Below are 16,434 nucleotides of genomic sequence, written 5' to 3'. Positions count from 1 at the left end.
ATATAGCACGTTAAGAGAATTTTACCGCCCTTAAAGGCCTAAATTTGCCATCTTTGATCTTCGAACTCTTTTTCCAGACGTAATCGCCTGTTAAATTGATATGTTCCCAGCCTAGTGGCGACAAATATTTTAACAATTCATCATCTACGACGATGTCATCTCTTGTACGCATAGAAGCAATTGCCCTTTCCAAATAAACCGTATTCCATAGAACAATCGCGGCAGTCACTAATGTCAAACCGCTGGCACGAAACCGTTGCTGCTCATAATTTCGATCACGGATTTCACCTAAACGATTAAAAAAGACGGCACGAGCCAATGCATTTCGGGCTTCACCCTTATTTAATCCGGCATTTACTCGGCGGCGCAGTTCAACACTTTGGAGCCAATCGAGAATAAAGAGAGATCGCTCGATTCGTCCTAATTCTCTTAAGGCGAGTGCTAACCCGTTTTGTCTAGGATAGCTCGCAAGCTTGCGAAGCATCAGTGAAGCTGTAACCGTTCCTTGTTTGATGGATGCACTTAATCGGAGAATTTCATTCCAATGTGTTTGAATATTTTTAATTCCGATGGTTCCGCCAATCAGTAGCTTAAGAGAATCATAGTCAATGGAAGCATACGGGATATAAATTTTAGTATCCGCCAAATCTCTGATTCTTGGTGCAAATCGAAATCCAAGTAGATGCATCATGGCAAATACATGGTCGGTAAATCCCGCAGTATCGGTGTAGTGTTCTTCGATTTGAAGATCAGATTCGTGATATAACAGTCCGTCAAGCACGTAGGTTGAATCTCGTATGCCGACATTTACGAGTTTAGAACTGAAAGGTGAATATTGATCGGATATGTGGGTATAGAAAAGACGCCCCGGTTCGCTCCCATATTTTGGGTTGATATGTCCAGTGCTTTGTGCTTTGCTTCCGGCGCGAAATCGTTGTCCGTCTGATGAAGAGGTTGTTCCATCGCCCCAATGAGCAGCAAAAGGCTGTTTCAACTGTGAGTTAACCAGTTCCGCCAAAGCTCTGGAATAGGTTTCATCACGAATATGCCAAGCTTGCAGCCATGAGAGTTTTGCGTAGGTATTTCCCTGTGATGATTCAGCCATTTTTACCAAACCAAGGTTTATGGCATCTGCTAAGATGGCACTCAATAGCATCAGCTTGTCTTTGACCTTTTCGGCAGTTTTGAGATGGGTAAAATGGTTTGAGAATCCTGTCCACTCTTCTACCTCCAGCAGTAGTTCGGTTATTTTGATATGCGGCAGCATCGCCGATGTACGATTAATCAATGTCTGTGCATTCTCAGGTACAATAGTTTCCAGTGGTGTTATTTTCAACCCCGATTGACCGATGATTGCATCAGGCAGTGTGTTGTTTTTTGCCATCTCATTCACAGTTAAAAATCGTGCATTAAGCGTTGAGAGTCGATCTTCAAGATAGATTTCACAGTTGGTATCGTATTTTAAAGCAAGAGTCCCTTCCTTCATGGAACGTTCAAACGTTTCAGAGGGGATCAAATACTCATCGAAATCTTTATATTGCCGAGATCCCTGTACCCAAATGTCTCCTGAACGTAAAGCATTTTTAAGTTCAGACAGAACACATATTTCATAGTAAATACGATGAACACCTTCTTTTGTAAAAACGAGCTTCCCCCATCGACGCTTGATAAATGTAGTGGGGACTTCGGCAGGGAGTTTGCGGCTATTGTCGGCATAGAGTTTTCGAATGATATCAATGCCACTAAGAAGATCAACGGCAGCGGGTGCAGCACGCAGTTGAAGAATATTTAAAAATTGGGGAACATAGCGTCGCAGAGTCGGATAATTTTCACCGATACGAGGCAAAAAATCAAAATCTTCATTCATCGCCAGTTTGTTGGCTTCATCGATGCTACTTGCAAACTCATCCCACGAGATTATTTTTCAATTGCTGCATAAGGGTCCTTCCCGCTTTGCTTCGCATCAAGGAGTGCCTGCCCGATTTTTGTGTAGAGACGAACTTTATCGTTTATTGCTTTACTGGAAGATTGAAACTGATTTTGATGTTTATTTTTGGCATTGTTAAAGAGAATACCGATTATTTTGTCATGAAGATCGATGATTTCATCGGTTATAGTTGCTGTTAACTCGATGACAATAGTCACTAAAGTAGCGTATTTTCGGCTTGTTTCAAGCCGCGAAAGGTCTGCCGGAGTCATCTGAGAACCTTCTCGTGCCATTTTCAATAAACGGTTTTGATGAAGGGTTCGCTCTATCCCTGCAACTAATTTGATCTCTTGAAGCATTTTTAGACGTTCAATATGTTCAAGCATATATTTGGAGTCTTGTTTTGCAGGGGAAAGACGTAGCCAGCCAAGCCATGTCATTTTTCCTTCGGGCTTTCGTAAAAGTAATGCGTCTAATTGTTGATACTGCTGTTTACTCAACGGATCGCAGAGTGTGGAATAAATGTGTCTGGTTGCAACAGTAAGTGCTTCCGCACACATTCTTTCGATCACGTTGATTGAGGGTAGGATTATTAACTTACGGCGTAAATGTTCTACTAACTCTGTTGCTAGCACAATCCCTTTGTCAGTTTGAAGCGCAATAGTGCCTAGTGCTTGAACTTCCGATTGATAATGGCTCATTGTGAAGAGCTCATATCCAAAAATATTTTGCAGCTCCAGCAGGTATTCACGCCTTGTCTGCTCCCTTATTCCAAATTGATCCCATAGACCAGCAGATACTTTCAGCTGTTGGGACACGATCTCTACAACCGCATTGTTTGGAGCCTCCTTAGGGCCTAATAGAATTCCGGGATAGCGAAGATAACAAAGCTGTACAGCGAAGCCAAGCCGATTGGCCGCACCTCTATGCTGACGAATAATGGATAGATCAGTTTCGCTCAGGGTGTAATGCCGGATCAATTCTTCTTCAGATGCAAGAATGGCGATTAGGCTCTCTTTTTCGGAAGCGGATAAGATCGATCGACGCGGCATATCAATTCCTTCTATAAAAATGTAAAAATAGATTTACATATCGTATCTAAAAAGATACAATAGTATTATTATACTATTTGGAGATTTTTTGGAAGTTTTACCCTCTGCACCCATCAAAGATAAAATACACGCCATCCGCAATAGCGAAGTAATGCTCGATTCAGATCTAGCTGAACTCTATGGGGTTGAAACCCGTCAGATTAATCAGGCTGTCTCAAGAAACAGTGATCGATTTCCAGATGATTTTTTCTTCCAATTAAGTGAAGAAGAATTTGCAATCTTGAGATCACAAAATGTGACCTCAAGTTGGGGAGGGCGACGACAAGCCCCTAAAGCCTTCAGTGAGCAAGGTGTCTATATGCTCGCGACTGTTCTCAAAAGCCAACGTGCAGCGGAAGTGACCATCTCGATCATGCGTACCTTTGCACGTATACGTCGTTATGCTCTTGAGCATGCTGATTTAGCCAAAGAAATTCATGCACTTAGACAAGATTTACAAGATCATAAACAATGGAGCAAAGAACGCCTCTCAGCCGTTGCGGATGCGATCATTATGATTGAAGAGTCATTCGATGAACTACAAGAAGTGGTATCTGATATCGGAACTGCCAAAGAAGTCGAATCAATCGGATTTTTACGAGGCAAGAAAGATGCATGATTCTTCTAGCCCTTGCAAGCAGGTCATTGCCGAACAACTAGAGATGGCAATTAAAGAACAAAACATGACCAGAACCGAGTTGGCCAAACGGATGGGAACTAGTCGTATGGTAATCAATCGGCTACTGGATTTAGATAACACATCTGTGACCTTGATAACGCTTGAGAAAGCTGTATCTGCTCTTGGCAGACAATTAAAAATAACAATTGAATAATTATTATGACAGATAATACACATATGAACGATTCATGTGCAGATATCAATATATACGAGTACGGTGATGATCTAATCAATATCAAAATCAGCATCGTAAAAGTATGGGATATTGACGAACAGGTACTTTTGCATATGAATGCCGTACTATTTGATCGTTATTTGAATTGGATGAAGGAAAATCAAGGGAATGAAAGTTTTATTGAATGTCTACACATCACAAAAGAACAGGATGATTCGCTGATATTCAAACAAACCGTGTTTAAAATAGATCTCCCAAGCGGAACCATTGTAGATTTGAAAAATAAAATGGTAGCTGAAATAGATGGGATGATAGCCTTTAACAATATAGTGCTTTACCTAAAAGGGATGGAGTTCTGGATTGGCAACAGAGAGGATCCTAAGCAGCAATATTATTGCAAAATGCTTCGATAGAGTTATTGCAAAATGCTTCGATAGAGTTATTGTAAATCTTCTTAGCGTGCTATTTTTTCCGAATTCTGTAGAAAATGATTTATGAGTGGTAAAATTCTCTTAACGTGCTATATATTCCGTTTCCTGAAACGACCCCAGATACCAGTTTTGAGATTAGTAATGCTTGGCGTGGATGCTGCTTACGCCGGAGAGGGGCTAGGAAGCAAGCTTTTAAAGCATAGTCTTGAATTGACTCATAGACTTGCAGCTGAAACAGGTATTGCGGGTCTTTATTTGGATGCCGAGGATGGTAAGCATGATTTTTATCGGAATAGGGGATTTGTGGGGATTCAAGAACCTGACGCAGTAACAAATATTCTCCCGATGTTTATTAGTGTTGCTACTATCGCTGATGCGAAATAAACATTAGTTCAATGGTTAGAGCCCGCCGCTCATAACGGCATTGTTGCAGGCTCAAGTCCTGCTTGACGCACCACACAATCCATTATCTCACTTCGCTCTCACAATATTTGCCTCGTATTTCATCCACCACTATCAAACGTGCTGAAGCTATCCGAAGAGGAAAACGAATCACTTTCCAAAAAATCACAAATTCCATTTCCGTTGAGATCAATCCCGCATCCTACCGGATCGTTCGAAAACATACTCGTTGAAGACTCCGTGGCACTGGAACAATATATTTCGCGCTTCACTGTGTCGGCGCAATCAACTCCAGCGATTCCAAACCATTTATTGAAGATGTCAAACATGGGAACTCCTTGCAGTTTATTTTACCTCATTCAAAATGAGGATTTAACTAAAATAAGTTATTTGATTTTATTGACTTAAATAACTTATTTAACTATAATAACATATCTAACTTATTAATGCTTAGGGGCAGATATGGAAATCTCAATTATGAATTTCAAAGGCGGGCAGGGTAAAACTACTATCGCTTTAAATCTCGCGTACACACTTGATTATGGTGTCGTGGCGAATGAAAGCTATACAGTGCTTAAAAATCATTTGGATGAAGATCATCTACTGATTGCAACCGGACAAATTACCGATGAGTTTGATGATGTAATTTATGATTTTGGAGGTGGGATTACACCTCATATGGCTACAGTTCTAAAACGTTCAAAAGTTGTCATTATTCCGTTTATTGTAGAACAGGCAAATGTCGAAGTAACTATTGAAGCGATCAATAGTGTTGTTGCCCTAAACGATAATATAATCCTAGTGCCTAATAAGATCAAAGAAGATGATAAGGATTATGCAGTCATGCTTGAGACATTGCAAGAATTTGGATTTGACAAATTACCAATTAGTCCTCTTCGCACGTCAACGGCATTGCAGAATATCTTTATTGATCACAAGACGATCTCAGCAATGCAAGCAGAGGGTGGATTAAATGGCTTTAATTATCGTAAGATTAACGATGACTTTAATAAGTTAATAGAGTTAATTAAGTCATATAAGTGAGGAAATGAATCATGGGTAAATTTAAGGGCTTTAAGAAGTCAGATGAAGCTGCACAGGTTAATCATTTTGAGGAAGTTGCAAAAACGGCCGAAAAAACTGGACCCGGTACATTCGGTCGCCCCGTTGTTGATGAATACAAAAAGCAAGACAAGCGCTGCCAGTTCTATATCTCACAAGAGATGATCGACACTCTGACACCGATTGCTTTCTCTAACGGCTGCAAAGATGTGACGGCATACGCTAAAAAGATTTTTGTTGACGAATTTGAAAGAGTTAAAAAAGATAAATAAGTTATTTAACATTAATAAGAGTAAAAATACCTACTAGCGTCCCCTCCGGGCACGTGGCTCTGTTCGCTCCTATGGTCGTAACAGAGCAGGGGGCGATCCTCTACGAGTCCGCATTTAAAATCATTTAATCATTTCCCAAAACCTCTTTTCCGCTATTTTTTGAGAAGATAGATCCCTCTGAAACTTTAAAGTCTTAACCCGTGTCAAACCTGCTCTCTCCTTAACACTATGCCACACCCCGCTCGCGTATCAAGGGACGGGGCTCTTATCCTCGCTATGGCTCCGGTATTCCCCTTTTCGACTCTTCGCGTCTCAACCCTTGACACACTTCTCTAATAGGGTGATGACATAGCACAGTCAAGGCGCAGGATGACTCGGGAGAAAGACTTTAAAGGGTGCAGATCCTTCTTCTCAAAAGCTACAAAGAGGTTTTGGGAAGGGGAATCAGGCGAGAATCCTCAAGAGAAAGTTTTTTTTCAAAGTCAATACAAATCTTAAAGGAGGCAGCGATGGGATCAGCAGACGTAATCTTCGGGTAAATAAATGAACTGGGAAATAATCCTTTCAATAATGTTTTTTAGCTGGCTATTTTTTGGCCGGTCAAGCAGTTCCGGGAACACACCACCGACAGGCGGATGTGGGCCACATGATTGTCTTCATGATTATGACAATGATGACTTTTCAAATGAGTGTTGGAGTAGCGATAGCGGATACGACTTTTGCGACGACGGCGATGAATGAAATTTTGAATATATGTAGGAAAAAAGTTTTTCGCTCGATAGAGCGATTCAGAAAATACAGATAAGGAGAGAAAGCAATGTATAGAAGCATTATTATGATGGCAATGATTGGTTATTTAATCAATACGAATGGTTTATCAATAGATTCAGTCAAATCATTTATTGAGACGATGACAACAAGTCCTGAATATATGGTTCGCCACATTGTCAATCTTCTTATTTATTCTTTTTAGGACAATACACATGAAAAAAACAATAGTAATGGCCGCTCTAGTCGCGCTCTCATTTAATACTTATGGGTATGAACTTGAAAACTCGGTTTGGCGGGTTCCAGAGAACGTATATATGCAAACATATGAAAATAAGACTTTTATGATGGGGATTGCAGATGCATTCGATCGTGAGATGGATACAGACAAGGAACAACGACATGTACTTACAGATCGAATTTTCAAGGCAATACAGGGATTCCATCGTCGAATGGTTCAGCCGGGAAAAGCAAAGATATTCTACACACGGATATCAAACTCAATTGACTATATGGTGATACCGATTGTTGAGGCAGATTTAAACGCTTCAGGCGCTACATTGAACACGTATTCTACGTTATTGCGCAAAAATGCGATTGATGCTGCAAAAGGGAAAATTTGGGCGGGCGGAAAGGACAAACTTAGTTTACCGGTTCGATACGGTGACATATCCGCGGCTGAGTATCAGTCCAGAGAGAATATGGGGGCAGTAGCAAAGGAATCGGTCAATATTCCAATTGTTGGCGTGCAGATGGATAGTTTCTCATCCGAGCTCCTTACTATTTTTCAAGCGGCTCGGAAATTTAATGTTGAGATGAAGATTATCGACCGTCTTGAATCTCTTGCAAAGATGTCAGATGCAGAGATTGAAGATGCGGTTGTGGCGTTCAATAAGTCTCACACAAATACATCTGGGACAGATCATCCACTCGGAGAATGTTATGGTGTACTCGATGCGCAGAAGCCATACCTTTTAAAAGCGACGTTGGTTCAAAAAATGGGTGGGATCACAACTATGGATCCCCTCGTGCGAGAGGATGTTACATATGTTAAATATGATGGAAGAATTATTCCGGACGGCTTCGAATACCTCAAAAAAGTCGCTGAATTTCAAAAAGCAAAATTGATCCCATCTGGAGATGTCAAAGATGTAGCACAGTTTGATTCGCCATACCGCAAATTTAAACAGCAATATCCTAATGAAATAAATCGTCCGGCAATTCTATTTCCAGATGACGATAAATGTCTGTTGTCCACACTAAAACAATATGCGCCAGACACATTCCGTGATTATGAGCGGGGTATGGTACAGAATGTTAAAAACTTCTTTAAGCAGATTGTCCGATGATGCGCGGAATAGCTGTTTTGGCAATCAGTCTTGGTCTTGCTTCTTCGGCTTATGCCGGAGGATGTGGAACTGTCATGACATCGTTTGTTTCGTCTGACACTTCGTTGGCAGCGAATGCCGGAGGGTCTGCATTGACTGCCGCAATGTTTTTTAATGGTACTCTGAAACCAAATATTCAGCGATTGGAGTCTGTGTATGGGATGCTTCAATCAATTCCTGTCAACGTTGGAACTGAAGCCGGAACAAGTTCAATGAATGTCAACTGGACATCGTTTGTTATTAGCCTTGCGAAAAAGATAGGTTCATCTGCGACAGCCGATCAAGATATAAACTATCTCCTTGCTCCACTTGGATCAAGGGCTCAGATTGTTTCTCAATTTGCAGGGCGCTGTAGAGGAAGAGATGGTGCGGAAAACGTGGTATTGATGATAGATGAAGCGGCTGAGGCCAGTGTTCTGCCACAGTTTTTAGGTAGATCGGCTATTTACATGAAAAATGGTAATCCTCACGTTGTTAAAAAAGCAAGCGAATATGATGCACCGATAGGCACAATTCCCTACAGCCGTATGCCGCCAATTTGACAAAAAAAGGACGCACATGAAAAAGATTATCTCAACAACAATCGCAGCGGCAATCCTTTCTACCGGTTTGATGGCAGATACTCAACTCAATAATTTGATTGATTCGATTATTGCTCAAAAAAATCCAAATGCACAATATAATCATTCCTCAATGAAGGATCAAGATTTATGTCAAGAGATACCACTTGATCAGCTGCAACCGGGTAAATGGCCCGTGTCTAAGGATTGGCAGCGGATGGTATTTGATTTGTATAGCTACGTTTATGTGACAGAACTGCATCGTACTAAAGGCGTAGCCAATGTACTATTCCAACAACAACTTCAGACTGCGCCAATGCCGCTAGAACAGGTAGATCAAATGATCGTCGGTATCATGAAAAATAAAATAAAAGGATATCAAAAATCACTCAAAGAAAAAGAGGCGAGGGCAAAAGCTCTTGCTTATATCAACAAGATTTTGTTATCCAAAAATAGAGAGTACGGACATTTCTTTTTTACAAGTTATGAACGTGAACGCAGGGAAGAAGGGATTCGCAATTCATATGTTGATACATACCTATTCCTCAGCGGAGTTGACCTGATCGATAAAAAAATGACTGACGTACAAATCAAAGCAGAGGTTATTCGCCGCAATGCATTTTTGAGGGCATATGCAGCGTCCGATGGTTTTCATTTTATAGAGAATAGTACTTCTACAATCGCGTTGCGACCACAGTCTGGTCTCATGTTTGACAATTGCGGAGATAACATGGATAAGCTCGGTGCGAATGACATGTTGACAGCGTTTGTATATGTAAAGATTCCGGCGGAGGCAGTGGAAACAACGGTCATCATTAGGGATATCATGCTTGGGGGATTGGGTCGCGATATTCAACATACAAATCGTGCATTTGATGGTATGAAACGCAAAGAGAAATTTTTGGAAATGTTAAAAAGGGAAGGGATTCTTTGAATTTTTGAATATACATGTAGAAAAAAGTTTTTCGTTCGAAAGAACGATTCGGACATACAATTCAAAAGGACAAAATAAATGGCAAATCCTAACGAAATCAAAGCTCTCATTGAGTACGGCGTAATGACGATTCTTCTGGCGTCACTCGGTGCAATCATTTATCTTTCGATCGACAGATTTTCGAATTTCAGATTCATCGTCGGTCAGCTCATGAAGTTTGGCAATAAGACTGAACTGGAAATCGAGCTCAATCGAAAAATGACGCTGATCTATTCAATTAGTTCAAACGCAGTGTATATTGGTTTGCTTGGCACAGTGCTTGGGGTGATGGTCACTCTTTCTCAGATCGGTTCGGCGAATCAATCCGGGCTTATTGCTGCGCTATCGCTGCCACTTATCTCAACAGCCGCCTCGCTAGTCGTTGCGATCATCGGAACTTTCTTTTTTAACGCGCTACAAAACGAAATTGATGTAGTTCGGATGAAATGGGATGTAGTACACGGTCATGCTGCTCAAACGAAAGTGGGGCTGATCTGCAAAGATAAATTAGTCGAAAATGAAGAGGTGCTTGATGGCTCCGAAGATCAGATCTAATCCTATTAATATTGCACCATTTGTCGATGTTCTGCTTGTTCTGTTTGTCATTTTAGTTGTGGCCGCTCGTTTTGACGGTCCCGGTAAAGATGAGATCCAAAAGCTCAATGCGACAATTGAGGCATTGAAAGGTCAAATTGTTCTTCTCAAAAATACTTCAAAGCCAAAGGTTGTAGAAAAAATAATTGCTACACCAACTGCTTCAAAGGTTGAAACAAAAGTTGTGACCAAGACCGTTGAAGTAGAAGACACTCAGAGAATTAATGATCTTCAAGGTCGAGTTCGCGAACTTGAAGCAGCTTTGGTCGAGTCGAAAAAAAGAAGCGAATCGTTCGATCGCGGAGGGGGTAGTGGTGCAAACATTATTTTTGGGACGGAAGGAAGAATTACAGTAAACGGTGTAGTGGTCAGCGAGGATTTTGTTTATTCCCTCGTACGAACTATCTCGCCTGATATTAATATTCAGTGGCGAGGCAGAGGATTAGAGGCTGCTGATCGCTTCAAAGAGTATGTCAAACAAATTGGTTATGGAGATAAAAAATGAAAAGACGAATTGCAATAGGAGCTGCGTTCGCTATTATGGCGAACGCAGCTTTCGCACTGGATATATCGTATGATACGTCAAGAGATCAGTCGATAAAAAAAGACAAATCGATGAGTGTCAAAAAGGGGAGTGAGAAAAAAACAAGCAACCGCAATTTTGACACCAACGCCGATTCAAAAAGTTACGCAGCCGATATTGTATTTGATCCAATGCCGATTTATAAGCTCAAAGCAAATCAATGTGTTCAATCGATTGCCGTTGCTGCTGATTTTGGTTTGACGGCTGTCATTGATAACGACGAAGGGATCATTGATCTGAACAGAAAAGCATACATCGATAATGCATCGGCTAACGCGATGCGTGTCTCACAGATCGCCGGAGCTCGCGAAGGCGATCTGAAAAAATATATCGCTTGCATCGTCAATGAATCTGCTCGAATGGCACAAGCCAGTTTAAATCTTCAAGGTAAATTGGGGACCCACGCGTTCAGCGCACGTCAAATCGCCAAAGCCTCTTTGGCCGAGTTCTCACAGGTGGATGATATCACCGATCCGTCAATTCGAATGCAGTTGGTGCAGGCACACGAATCATTAAAACAACCGTGTCGTTTTGTGCCAAACATGGGTAGAGATTCGGTGCAATGTGGCACACTCACTTTTTCATTTGTTGATAATTCTGTAAAGAATGCGGGAACCGCAATTGCCGGTGCAGGTGCTTTATATGGAGTTGCTTCGTCATTCCGTGTTTCGCTTTCCGAAACCGACACCGATGGTCGTGAAGTTGCACGCGAATCTTCGCAGTCATCTTCACGAGATGCTTCCCTGACTCAGACAGGATCTTCCGGCATGAGTCGCTCACAGAAGCAACAGCTTAACGTCGCACCATTTTTGCCGAAGTGATTTAAAATTAGTCATTCCCTGTAATTTTTTTGATGATCCAAATAGGCGATACTACTACAGCTGCGACAATCGCACCGGCTATAACAACTGGGGTTGCCGCAGCGACCAAAACATCTTTCGCCGATATACCGCTTGTTTCATTATTATGCGGTTGTGCATGTACAGCTGTGATATTACCTTCGGATGTGCCTTTTTCAATTATATATTTCGCATATGTATCTTTATCCGCGTCTGAAAGATCTTCGCATTGCCATTGATTTAACGTTCCATTCCATACCCAATCACCTTTTAGTGATTTACATGTATCTGCATCTTGATTTGCAAGGACGCTTGATGATGTAATTGCAATACAAAGTAGATAACTCATTACTTTTTTCATCGACATGTTCAAACCTTTAACTGATAATGATTTAATTAATTCTATGTTTTTAACGTTGCAAAGGTGTTGCAAATTTGTAGCTATCCATGGAAATTATCTCTGATAATTGCGCTTCGGATAATCTCCTTGCTGATTATTTCAGTGCTAATTTCTGCCCCCTCATTTCAGCCCCTAGGCTGAAATTCTCCCCCTAGAGGGGGAAGCGCTTTATAGATATAGACCTCACGCCCAATCCGTGCGGTCTTTGAAACAAAATGCCCTGTATATCCGTCGGGTATCTTAGCCAAATAATCCCGTTTTTTCAATACCCGACACTATATGCAAAATTACCCGACACGGGTGAAATTTTGAATATATGTAGAGAAAATGCAATTTTTGCTTTTCCTGTCAAAAAACAAGGAGCTTATAAATGCGAAAAGTTGAGACTCGTCTCGATGAAGCCACGATCGCTCGGATAGAGACATCGGGTAAGTCAGTGTATGAATTTCTGCAAGAAGCGGTCGCCTGCAAACTCGAAAACGATCGTGTCTTGCAGATCGACGAAATGCTTTTGAAAAATCAAAAAGCAATTCGCGCAGAGATTGCGAATGCGTTCACTGAGAAACTTGATCATGTAGAAGAACGAATGCTTGCGGTGTTGAATGCGCAACAAAAAATCTCTACGCAAAAACTTGATGAGGCGAAAGAGATCATCGCTAATTCGCTTGAGCCGCATGATTCATTTCGTGCAAACGTGAGTGCTGCACTTCAAAAAATCGCAGCGCATATTAAAGGGTAGTCTATGGCTGAAAATCAAAACATACATAAAACAAAACTAGGCTGGTATGTTTGGTTTGAGAATACAAACAACCAATACCAAATGATGTTCAAGTCGATGAGTCTCATTTTTATCGCGGGGCTCATTGCGACATTCGTTGCAGAATTTATCTCGACTCATATCGGCTTGTGGGATACAAAGTTATCAGTTGATTTTTATTTGAAATTTGTTGGATTGTTTTTTAAATCAATCTTCAATCCCGAGCTTAGATCACTGAGAGAATCTTCATTCGATGCAATACTTCATGAGCAGTTGATCATGTTCCTCGTTCATTCGCCAGTTGGAATCTATGTTTCTTACTTGATCTTTTTGAAAACCAAAAAGCTCACAGAGCAGATGGCGGAGACAAGTTATAGGCTATTTCTCAACAAACAGGGTAAAAGTCCCATGGTTCTTAGAAATAGCTTAAAAATGGTCTTTTCGCTAAAAACCAGCCCTCATATCTCCTCTACAAGCCACGAAATTAATTTCCGAGACCTAAAGGCTGCATAAACTCTTTTTCTTTATCAATCGCAATTAAATTGTAAACTCTCTTTGAATAGTTGGTAAAATCATAAATCCCATAAAAATTAATATGACTCCAGTGAATAATTGAACTGTTTTTAAGTGCTGTGAGGATTTCATCTTTCTCGGTGCTATTTTTAGAATGTTGTAATTTTTTGGTAAGATAAAGATAATTCCAAAGGATTATAGCATTTTGAATAAGTCGTTTTGAGTTATTTGCAACGTTTTGCTCTTCGGTAGTTGCAACCGTAAACTCTTGATTGTTTCCAAAAAATACCGCTTTTGAAAATCGATTAGAGGCTTCTATCTTATTGAGCTGCTTTTCTATCCGTTGGCGAAGCTTTACATCATCGATATAATTGAGCAAAAAATCGGATTTTATAATCTTTCCAAATTCTTTCAACGCAGTGTATAGTTTGTGCTGTCGTGAATAGGAAGTGAGCCTTTTTAAGAGCTGTGTAGCCGTTGTTTTTCTCTCTTTAATTGTTACGGCAAACCGTAAAATATCATCCCAACTCTCTTTGATTATTTGAGTATTGATTTTTCTTTTAGGTGCCAATTTATAACCTAAATTATGATAGTGTTTTGGTGTAAAAAAGCCGTAAAGCTGTTGATCTTTGAAATTTTTAATTCTTGGACCAAAATTGAATCCAAGAATATTTGTTAAACCAAATATTAGCTCTGTATAGCTGTGGCTATCCCCGGAATGTAAATCGCTCTTGACTGTCTCATTGTGCAACAGTCCATCAATAACATACCCCGATTCTCTTTCACTGACATTGATAACAGTGGAATGAAACAGGCGATTTGATTCGTCAATAAAAGTATAGGTGACAACTCCTTTGTCGGCACCAAAGTATTTGTTTGAGTGTCCTGCATTAGTAGAATCGATATTTGAAGCAATGGAGTATTTTTGCCCATCACTTGAAGTATGATTGATATCGGTGTGATGTCTTACTATTTTTACAAGCTCCAATTTCTCCATATATGCCACAATTTTGTCATTTGCTTCGGTCGTATTATCCTCTGAAAAGTACCATATTTTGGTATTATCAAGCTGGTTTTCGTTGATGCCTTTTGATATTTTCCCCATCCGTGAAAGGCTTAGGTTGCATCCATATCCAAGTATGGATGCAAGTAATAGATTGTGATTGCTTTTAATGCGACTTTGAGAGTAGTGTTGAAATGATGATAAAAAATCTGTTTCCTTATCAATTGAATTGAGAACATCAATCACGGATAGGTACTCTTCCGTTGGGAATATTTTGCGAGAGGATTTTTTTCTTCATCTTCATCCTTTTCCAGCTTAGGAGTTTTGAGGATGTAAGAGTCGTCTGATGCCGTAAAATAGGTGTTTGTACCATTTAAAATATTATGATTTGTTTCTTTGTAGCTTGCTTCAACTTTGTCTTTGACGGTGTTCATAAAGGTATCAAACGGTTTTAAATACTCCATTTCATGCTTCGTTAGAAGTAGATCTTTATTTTTAATCCAATCATCTTTATCAATCATATAGTCATCAAAGTTTTTGTATCTGTAAGAGTATTTCAAATTAAGAGTTCCATTTTTAATGGCATCGCTTACATGAAAGAAGAGTAATATTTTATAGAGTGAGACTTTAAATTTATCGCCATCAAATACAGCGATACGCTCTTCTTCATCTAAAAATGCTTTAGGTACTTTATTGGTGAGAGTGGGATTGTTTTTGAAATAGTTAATGGCTTCAATAAGATTTTTATTCGATGCTTTTTCATCAAACTCAATCGCTTTTAAAATCCCCGAAAGCTTGCCTTGCAGCGATACTGACTTGCTCTCTATAAAATCATACTTGCATTCAACAACAGTGTCGAAAACTTTTTTCTCTGTAAGAATCTCATTGAGTGCCAGTGTCTTTTGCTGAAGAAGTTTCTCTATTGTAGCTACTTTTTGAACAGCACTTAAATCGCTGTCTTTGACAATAGCTTCAATATCATTTAGTGTTGAAAGATTTGCATTCTCAAGTGACTGTATGACCCGATTTTTATGAGGTTCTTGTTCAAAACTATACTCTTTTTGGGAACGAAGTGAGGAGTTTTTAGCCGTCTGCACCGTTGATATAAATCTATCTATGAGATTATCGTTACGGATCAAGTACTGATAATATACAAATGATAGAAGTAAGAAGTTAGATTCTACATCTTTCTTTCGCTTTACTTGAAAAACTTGGCTTTTTTCAATCCATTTAGCATGATACTGGGCTATTTTAGGGGTGATTCCTCCCGATATAAAGATACTCTCCAAGATATTGAATTTTGATTGTATCGTTTTAAATTTTTGAAGACTTACCATCATGGCAGCTTTTTTAGTAGAGTGCTCCAGTATCTTATAGTGCGTGAGACTCCATCTGTTTTTATAGTCTCCATCTTTTTGTAAAAATTCATCTAGTATATTCAGTTTTTGATCTTTAATGAATGGCGTTAATCTCTCTAGAATATCTCTTTTTTGAGAATTGATGGCGACTGTGATAATGCGATATAACTCCGTGTAACTCGGCACTTCGATTGATAGCTTTTTAGAAAACTCAACAAGAGCATAAAAGATTTTTTTACGATGGGTAAAATTATTCGCCAACGTGATAGCTTCTTTTACAAGGATATCTTTTATCTCATAGGTGTATTCGTTAATTCGCAGGTGCTGCTTAATGATCTGCTGATATCTATAAAGTGTACTTTTTGTTAAACTTACAGCATCTGTATCGATTGATATTTTTAAAATATCGGAGGCAATATAATCTAAATTTTTATCATCATTTAAATCTGTGAAGAATTTATTTGTTGCTTTGAAATAGCCATACAGCAGCACAAAATAAATTTGATTAAAATCGATTTCTATTTTTTCGAGTAAATTCTTTGGGATTGAAAAATAAAATTTTTGCTGGTTAAAATTAAATATTGGTTTTTGATTGAATGCTTTTTCTTCCTCTTTTGATAAAATTTGTAAAGTTGTCACTTTTTTCCTTTTTTGTGTAA

Annotated in this window: 16 protein-coding genes and 2 pseudogenes; 14 read left to right on the top strand and 4 right to left on the bottom strand. The window is 39.6% G+C overall.

The features are described from left to right. Positions 1-10: 10 nt before the first annotated feature. A pseudogene (locus SULKU_RS13315) lies at positions 11-2,979 on the bottom strand (Tn3 family transposase). 88 nt (positions 2,980-3,067) lie between these two features. Here SULKU_RS13315 and SULKU_RS13310 point away from each other — a divergent pair. From SULKU_RS13310 to SULKU_RS13295, 4 genes are all read left to right on the top strand, one after another. Next, a complete protein-coding gene (locus SULKU_RS13310; RefSeq protein ID WP_013449904.1) occupies positions 3,068-3,637 on the top strand; it encodes an ORF6N domain-containing protein in 570 nt (189 codons plus the stop codon). Then, on the top strand, positions 3,630-3,851 hold the full coding sequence (locus SULKU_RS13305) for a helix-turn-helix domain-containing protein (RefSeq protein ID WP_013449903.1): 222 nt from the start codon (positions 3,630-3,632) through the stop codon (positions 3,849-3,851). The genes SULKU_RS13310 and SULKU_RS13305 overlap by 8 nt, the downstream gene beginning before the upstream one ends. Before the next feature lie 23 nt (positions 3,852-3,874). Next, positions 3,875-4,285 (top strand): hypothetical protein, encoded by a 411-nt coding sequence (locus tag SULKU_RS13300; protein WP_041667224.1) that lies wholly within the window; start codon positions 3,875-3,877, stop codon positions 4,283-4,285. An 81-nt stretch (positions 4,286-4,366) separates the two neighbouring features. Further along, complete coding sequence (locus SULKU_RS13295; RefSeq protein ID WP_049767021.1) at positions 4,367-4,687, top strand: GNAT family N-acetyltransferase; 321 nt, start codon at positions 4,367-4,369, stop codon at positions 4,685-4,687. Between the two features lie 119 nt (positions 4,688-4,806). Here SULKU_RS13295 and SULKU_RS13290 read toward each other — a convergent pair whose 3' ends face one another. Beyond that, a complete protein-coding gene (locus SULKU_RS13290) occupies positions 4,807-5,034 on the bottom strand; it encodes a hypothetical protein (protein WP_013449901.1) in 228 nt (75 codons plus the stop codon). Between the two features lie 133 nt (positions 5,035-5,167). Here SULKU_RS13290 and SULKU_RS13285 point away from each other — a divergent pair, with 133 nt between their 5' ends. The 8 genes from SULKU_RS13285 to SULKU_RS13250 all read left to right on the top strand — a co-directional run bounded on the left by SULKU_RS13285 (position 5,168) and on the right by SULKU_RS13250 (position 11,726). Next, positions 5,168-5,749: a ParA family protein gene (locus tag SULKU_RS13285; protein WP_013449900.1), complete on the top strand. Its 582-nt coding sequence runs from the start codon at positions 5,168-5,170 to the stop codon at positions 5,747-5,749. An 11-nt stretch (positions 5,750-5,760) separates the two neighbouring features. Next, positions 5,761-6,039 carry a hypothetical protein gene (locus SULKU_RS13280; RefSeq protein ID WP_013449899.1) on the top strand — a complete coding sequence of 93 codons (279 nt, stop codon included), beginning with the start codon at positions 5,761-5,763 and terminating at the stop codon, positions 6,037-6,039. Between the two features lie 983 nt (positions 6,040-7,022). Continuing rightward, positions 7,023-8,156 (top strand): hypothetical protein, encoded by a 1,134-nt coding sequence (locus tag SULKU_RS13275; RefSeq protein WP_013449897.1) that lies wholly within the window; start codon positions 7,023-7,025, stop codon positions 8,154-8,156. Then, entirely contained in the window at positions 8,153-8,737 is a 585-nt protein-coding gene (locus tag SULKU_RS13270; RefSeq protein WP_013449896.1) for a hypothetical protein, read from the top strand. Before SULKU_RS13275 ends, SULKU_RS13270 begins: the two co-directional genes overlap by 4 nt. 16 nt (positions 8,738-8,753) lie before the next feature. After that, entirely contained in the window at positions 8,754-9,689 is a 936-nt protein-coding gene (locus SULKU_RS13265) for a hypothetical protein (RefSeq protein ID WP_013449895.1), read from the top strand. Between the two features lie 78 nt (positions 9,690-9,767). Continuing rightward, positions 9,768-10,283, top strand: a complete 516-nt coding sequence (locus SULKU_RS13260) for a MotA/TolQ/ExbB proton channel family protein (protein WP_013449894.1) — start codon at positions 9,768-9,770, stop codon at positions 10,281-10,283. After that, positions 10,261-10,827, top strand: coding sequence for a hypothetical protein (locus SULKU_RS13255; protein WP_013449893.1), 567 nt, complete (start codon positions 10,261-10,263; stop codon positions 10,825-10,827). The genes SULKU_RS13260 and SULKU_RS13255 overlap by 23 nt, the downstream gene beginning before the upstream one ends. Then, positions 10,824-11,726: a hypothetical protein gene (locus SULKU_RS13250; RefSeq protein ID WP_013449892.1), complete on the top strand. Its 903-nt coding sequence runs from the start codon at positions 10,824-10,826 to the stop codon at positions 11,724-11,726. Before SULKU_RS13255 ends, SULKU_RS13250 begins: the two co-directional genes overlap by 4 nt. A gap of 7 nt (positions 11,727-11,733) precedes the next feature. On the opposite strand, the gene SULKU_RS13245 is transcribed toward SULKU_RS13250, so the two are convergent. Then, positions 11,734-12,111: a hypothetical protein gene (locus tag SULKU_RS13245; RefSeq protein ID WP_013449891.1), complete on the bottom strand. Its 378-nt coding sequence runs from the start codon at positions 12,109-12,111 to the stop codon at positions 11,734-11,736. A 403-nt stretch (positions 12,112-12,514) separates the two neighbouring features. On the opposite strand from SULKU_RS13245, the gene SULKU_RS13240 reads away from it, so the two are divergent. Together SULKU_RS13240 and SULKU_RS13235 are read left to right on the top strand one after the other, a co-directional pair. After that, positions 12,515-12,883, top strand: coding sequence for a hypothetical protein (locus SULKU_RS13240; RefSeq protein ID WP_013449890.1), 369 nt, complete (start codon positions 12,515-12,517; stop codon positions 12,881-12,883). A gap of 3 nt (positions 12,884-12,886) precedes the next feature. Next, entirely contained in the window at positions 12,887-13,414 is a 528-nt protein-coding gene (locus tag SULKU_RS13235; RefSeq protein ID WP_013449889.1) for a hypothetical protein, read from the top strand. Here the strand turns inward: SULKU_RS13235 and SULKU_RS15400 are convergent. Then, positions 13,386-16,414, bottom strand: a pseudogene (locus tag SULKU_RS15400) (Tn3 family transposase). The gene SULKU_RS13235 and the pseudogene SULKU_RS15400 sit on opposite strands and share 29 nt — an antisense overlap. Between the last annotated feature and the right edge of the window lie 20 nt (positions 16,415-16,434).

Source organism: Sulfuricurvum kujiense DSM 16994 (assembly GCF_000183725.1).
Taxonomy (GTDB): domain Bacteria; phylum Campylobacterota; class Campylobacteria; order Campylobacterales; family Sulfurimonadaceae; genus Sulfuricurvum; species Sulfuricurvum kujiense.
The sequence above is the reverse complement of the archived record's forward strand: the minus strand, read 5'-3'. Positions and strand labels throughout refer to the sequence as shown.

Bases quoted from the DNA above. Each gene is read 5' to 3' on its own strand.
- SULKU_RS13235 (WP_013449889.1), top strand. From the start codon at position 12,887: ATGGCTGAAAATCAAAACATACATAAAACAAAACTAGGCTGGTATGTT.
- SULKU_RS13300 (WP_041667224.1), top strand. From the start codon at position 3,875: ATGAACGATTCATGTGCAGATATCAATATATACGAGTACGGTGATGAT.
- SULKU_RS13265 (WP_013449895.1), top strand. From the start codon at position 8,754: ATGAAAAAGATTATCTCAACAACAATCGCAGCGGCAATCCTTTCTACC.
- SULKU_RS13290 (WP_013449901.1), bottom strand. From the start codon at position 5,034: ATGTTTGACATCTTCAATAAATGGTTTGGAATCGCTGGAGTTGATTGC.
- SULKU_RS13250 (WP_013449892.1), top strand. From the start codon at position 10,824: ATGAAAAGACGAATTGCAATAGGAGCTGCGTTCGCTATTATGGCGAAC.
- SULKU_RS13270 (WP_013449896.1), top strand. From the start codon at position 8,153: ATGATGCGCGGAATAGCTGTTTTGGCAATCAGTCTTGGTCTTGCTTCT.
- SULKU_RS13255 (WP_013449893.1), top strand. From the start codon at position 10,261: ATGGCTCCGAAGATCAGATCTAATCCTATTAATATTGCACCATTTGTC.
- SULKU_RS13295 (WP_049767021.1), top strand. From the start codon at position 4,367: ATGAGTGGTAAAATTCTCTTAACGTGCTATATATTCCGTTTCCTGAAA.
- SULKU_RS13275 (WP_013449897.1), top strand. From the start codon at position 7,023: ATGAAAAAAACAATAGTAATGGCCGCTCTAGTCGCGCTCTCATTTAAT.
- SULKU_RS13245 (WP_013449891.1), bottom strand. From the start codon at position 12,111: ATGTCGATGAAAAAAGTAATGAGTTATCTACTTTGTATTGCAATTACA.
- SULKU_RS13305 (WP_013449903.1), top strand. From the start codon at position 3,630: ATGCATGATTCTTCTAGCCCTTGCAAGCAGGTCATTGCCGAACAACTA.
- SULKU_RS13240 (WP_013449890.1), top strand. From the start codon at position 12,515: ATGCGAAAAGTTGAGACTCGTCTCGATGAAGCCACGATCGCTCGGATA.
- SULKU_RS13260 (WP_013449894.1), top strand. From the start codon at position 9,768: ATGGCAAATCCTAACGAAATCAAAGCTCTCATTGAGTACGGCGTAATG.
- SULKU_RS13280 (WP_013449899.1), top strand. From the start codon at position 5,761: ATGGGTAAATTTAAGGGCTTTAAGAAGTCAGATGAAGCTGCACAGGTT.
- SULKU_RS13285 (WP_013449900.1), top strand. From the start codon at position 5,168: ATGGAAATCTCAATTATGAATTTCAAAGGCGGGCAGGGTAAAACTACT.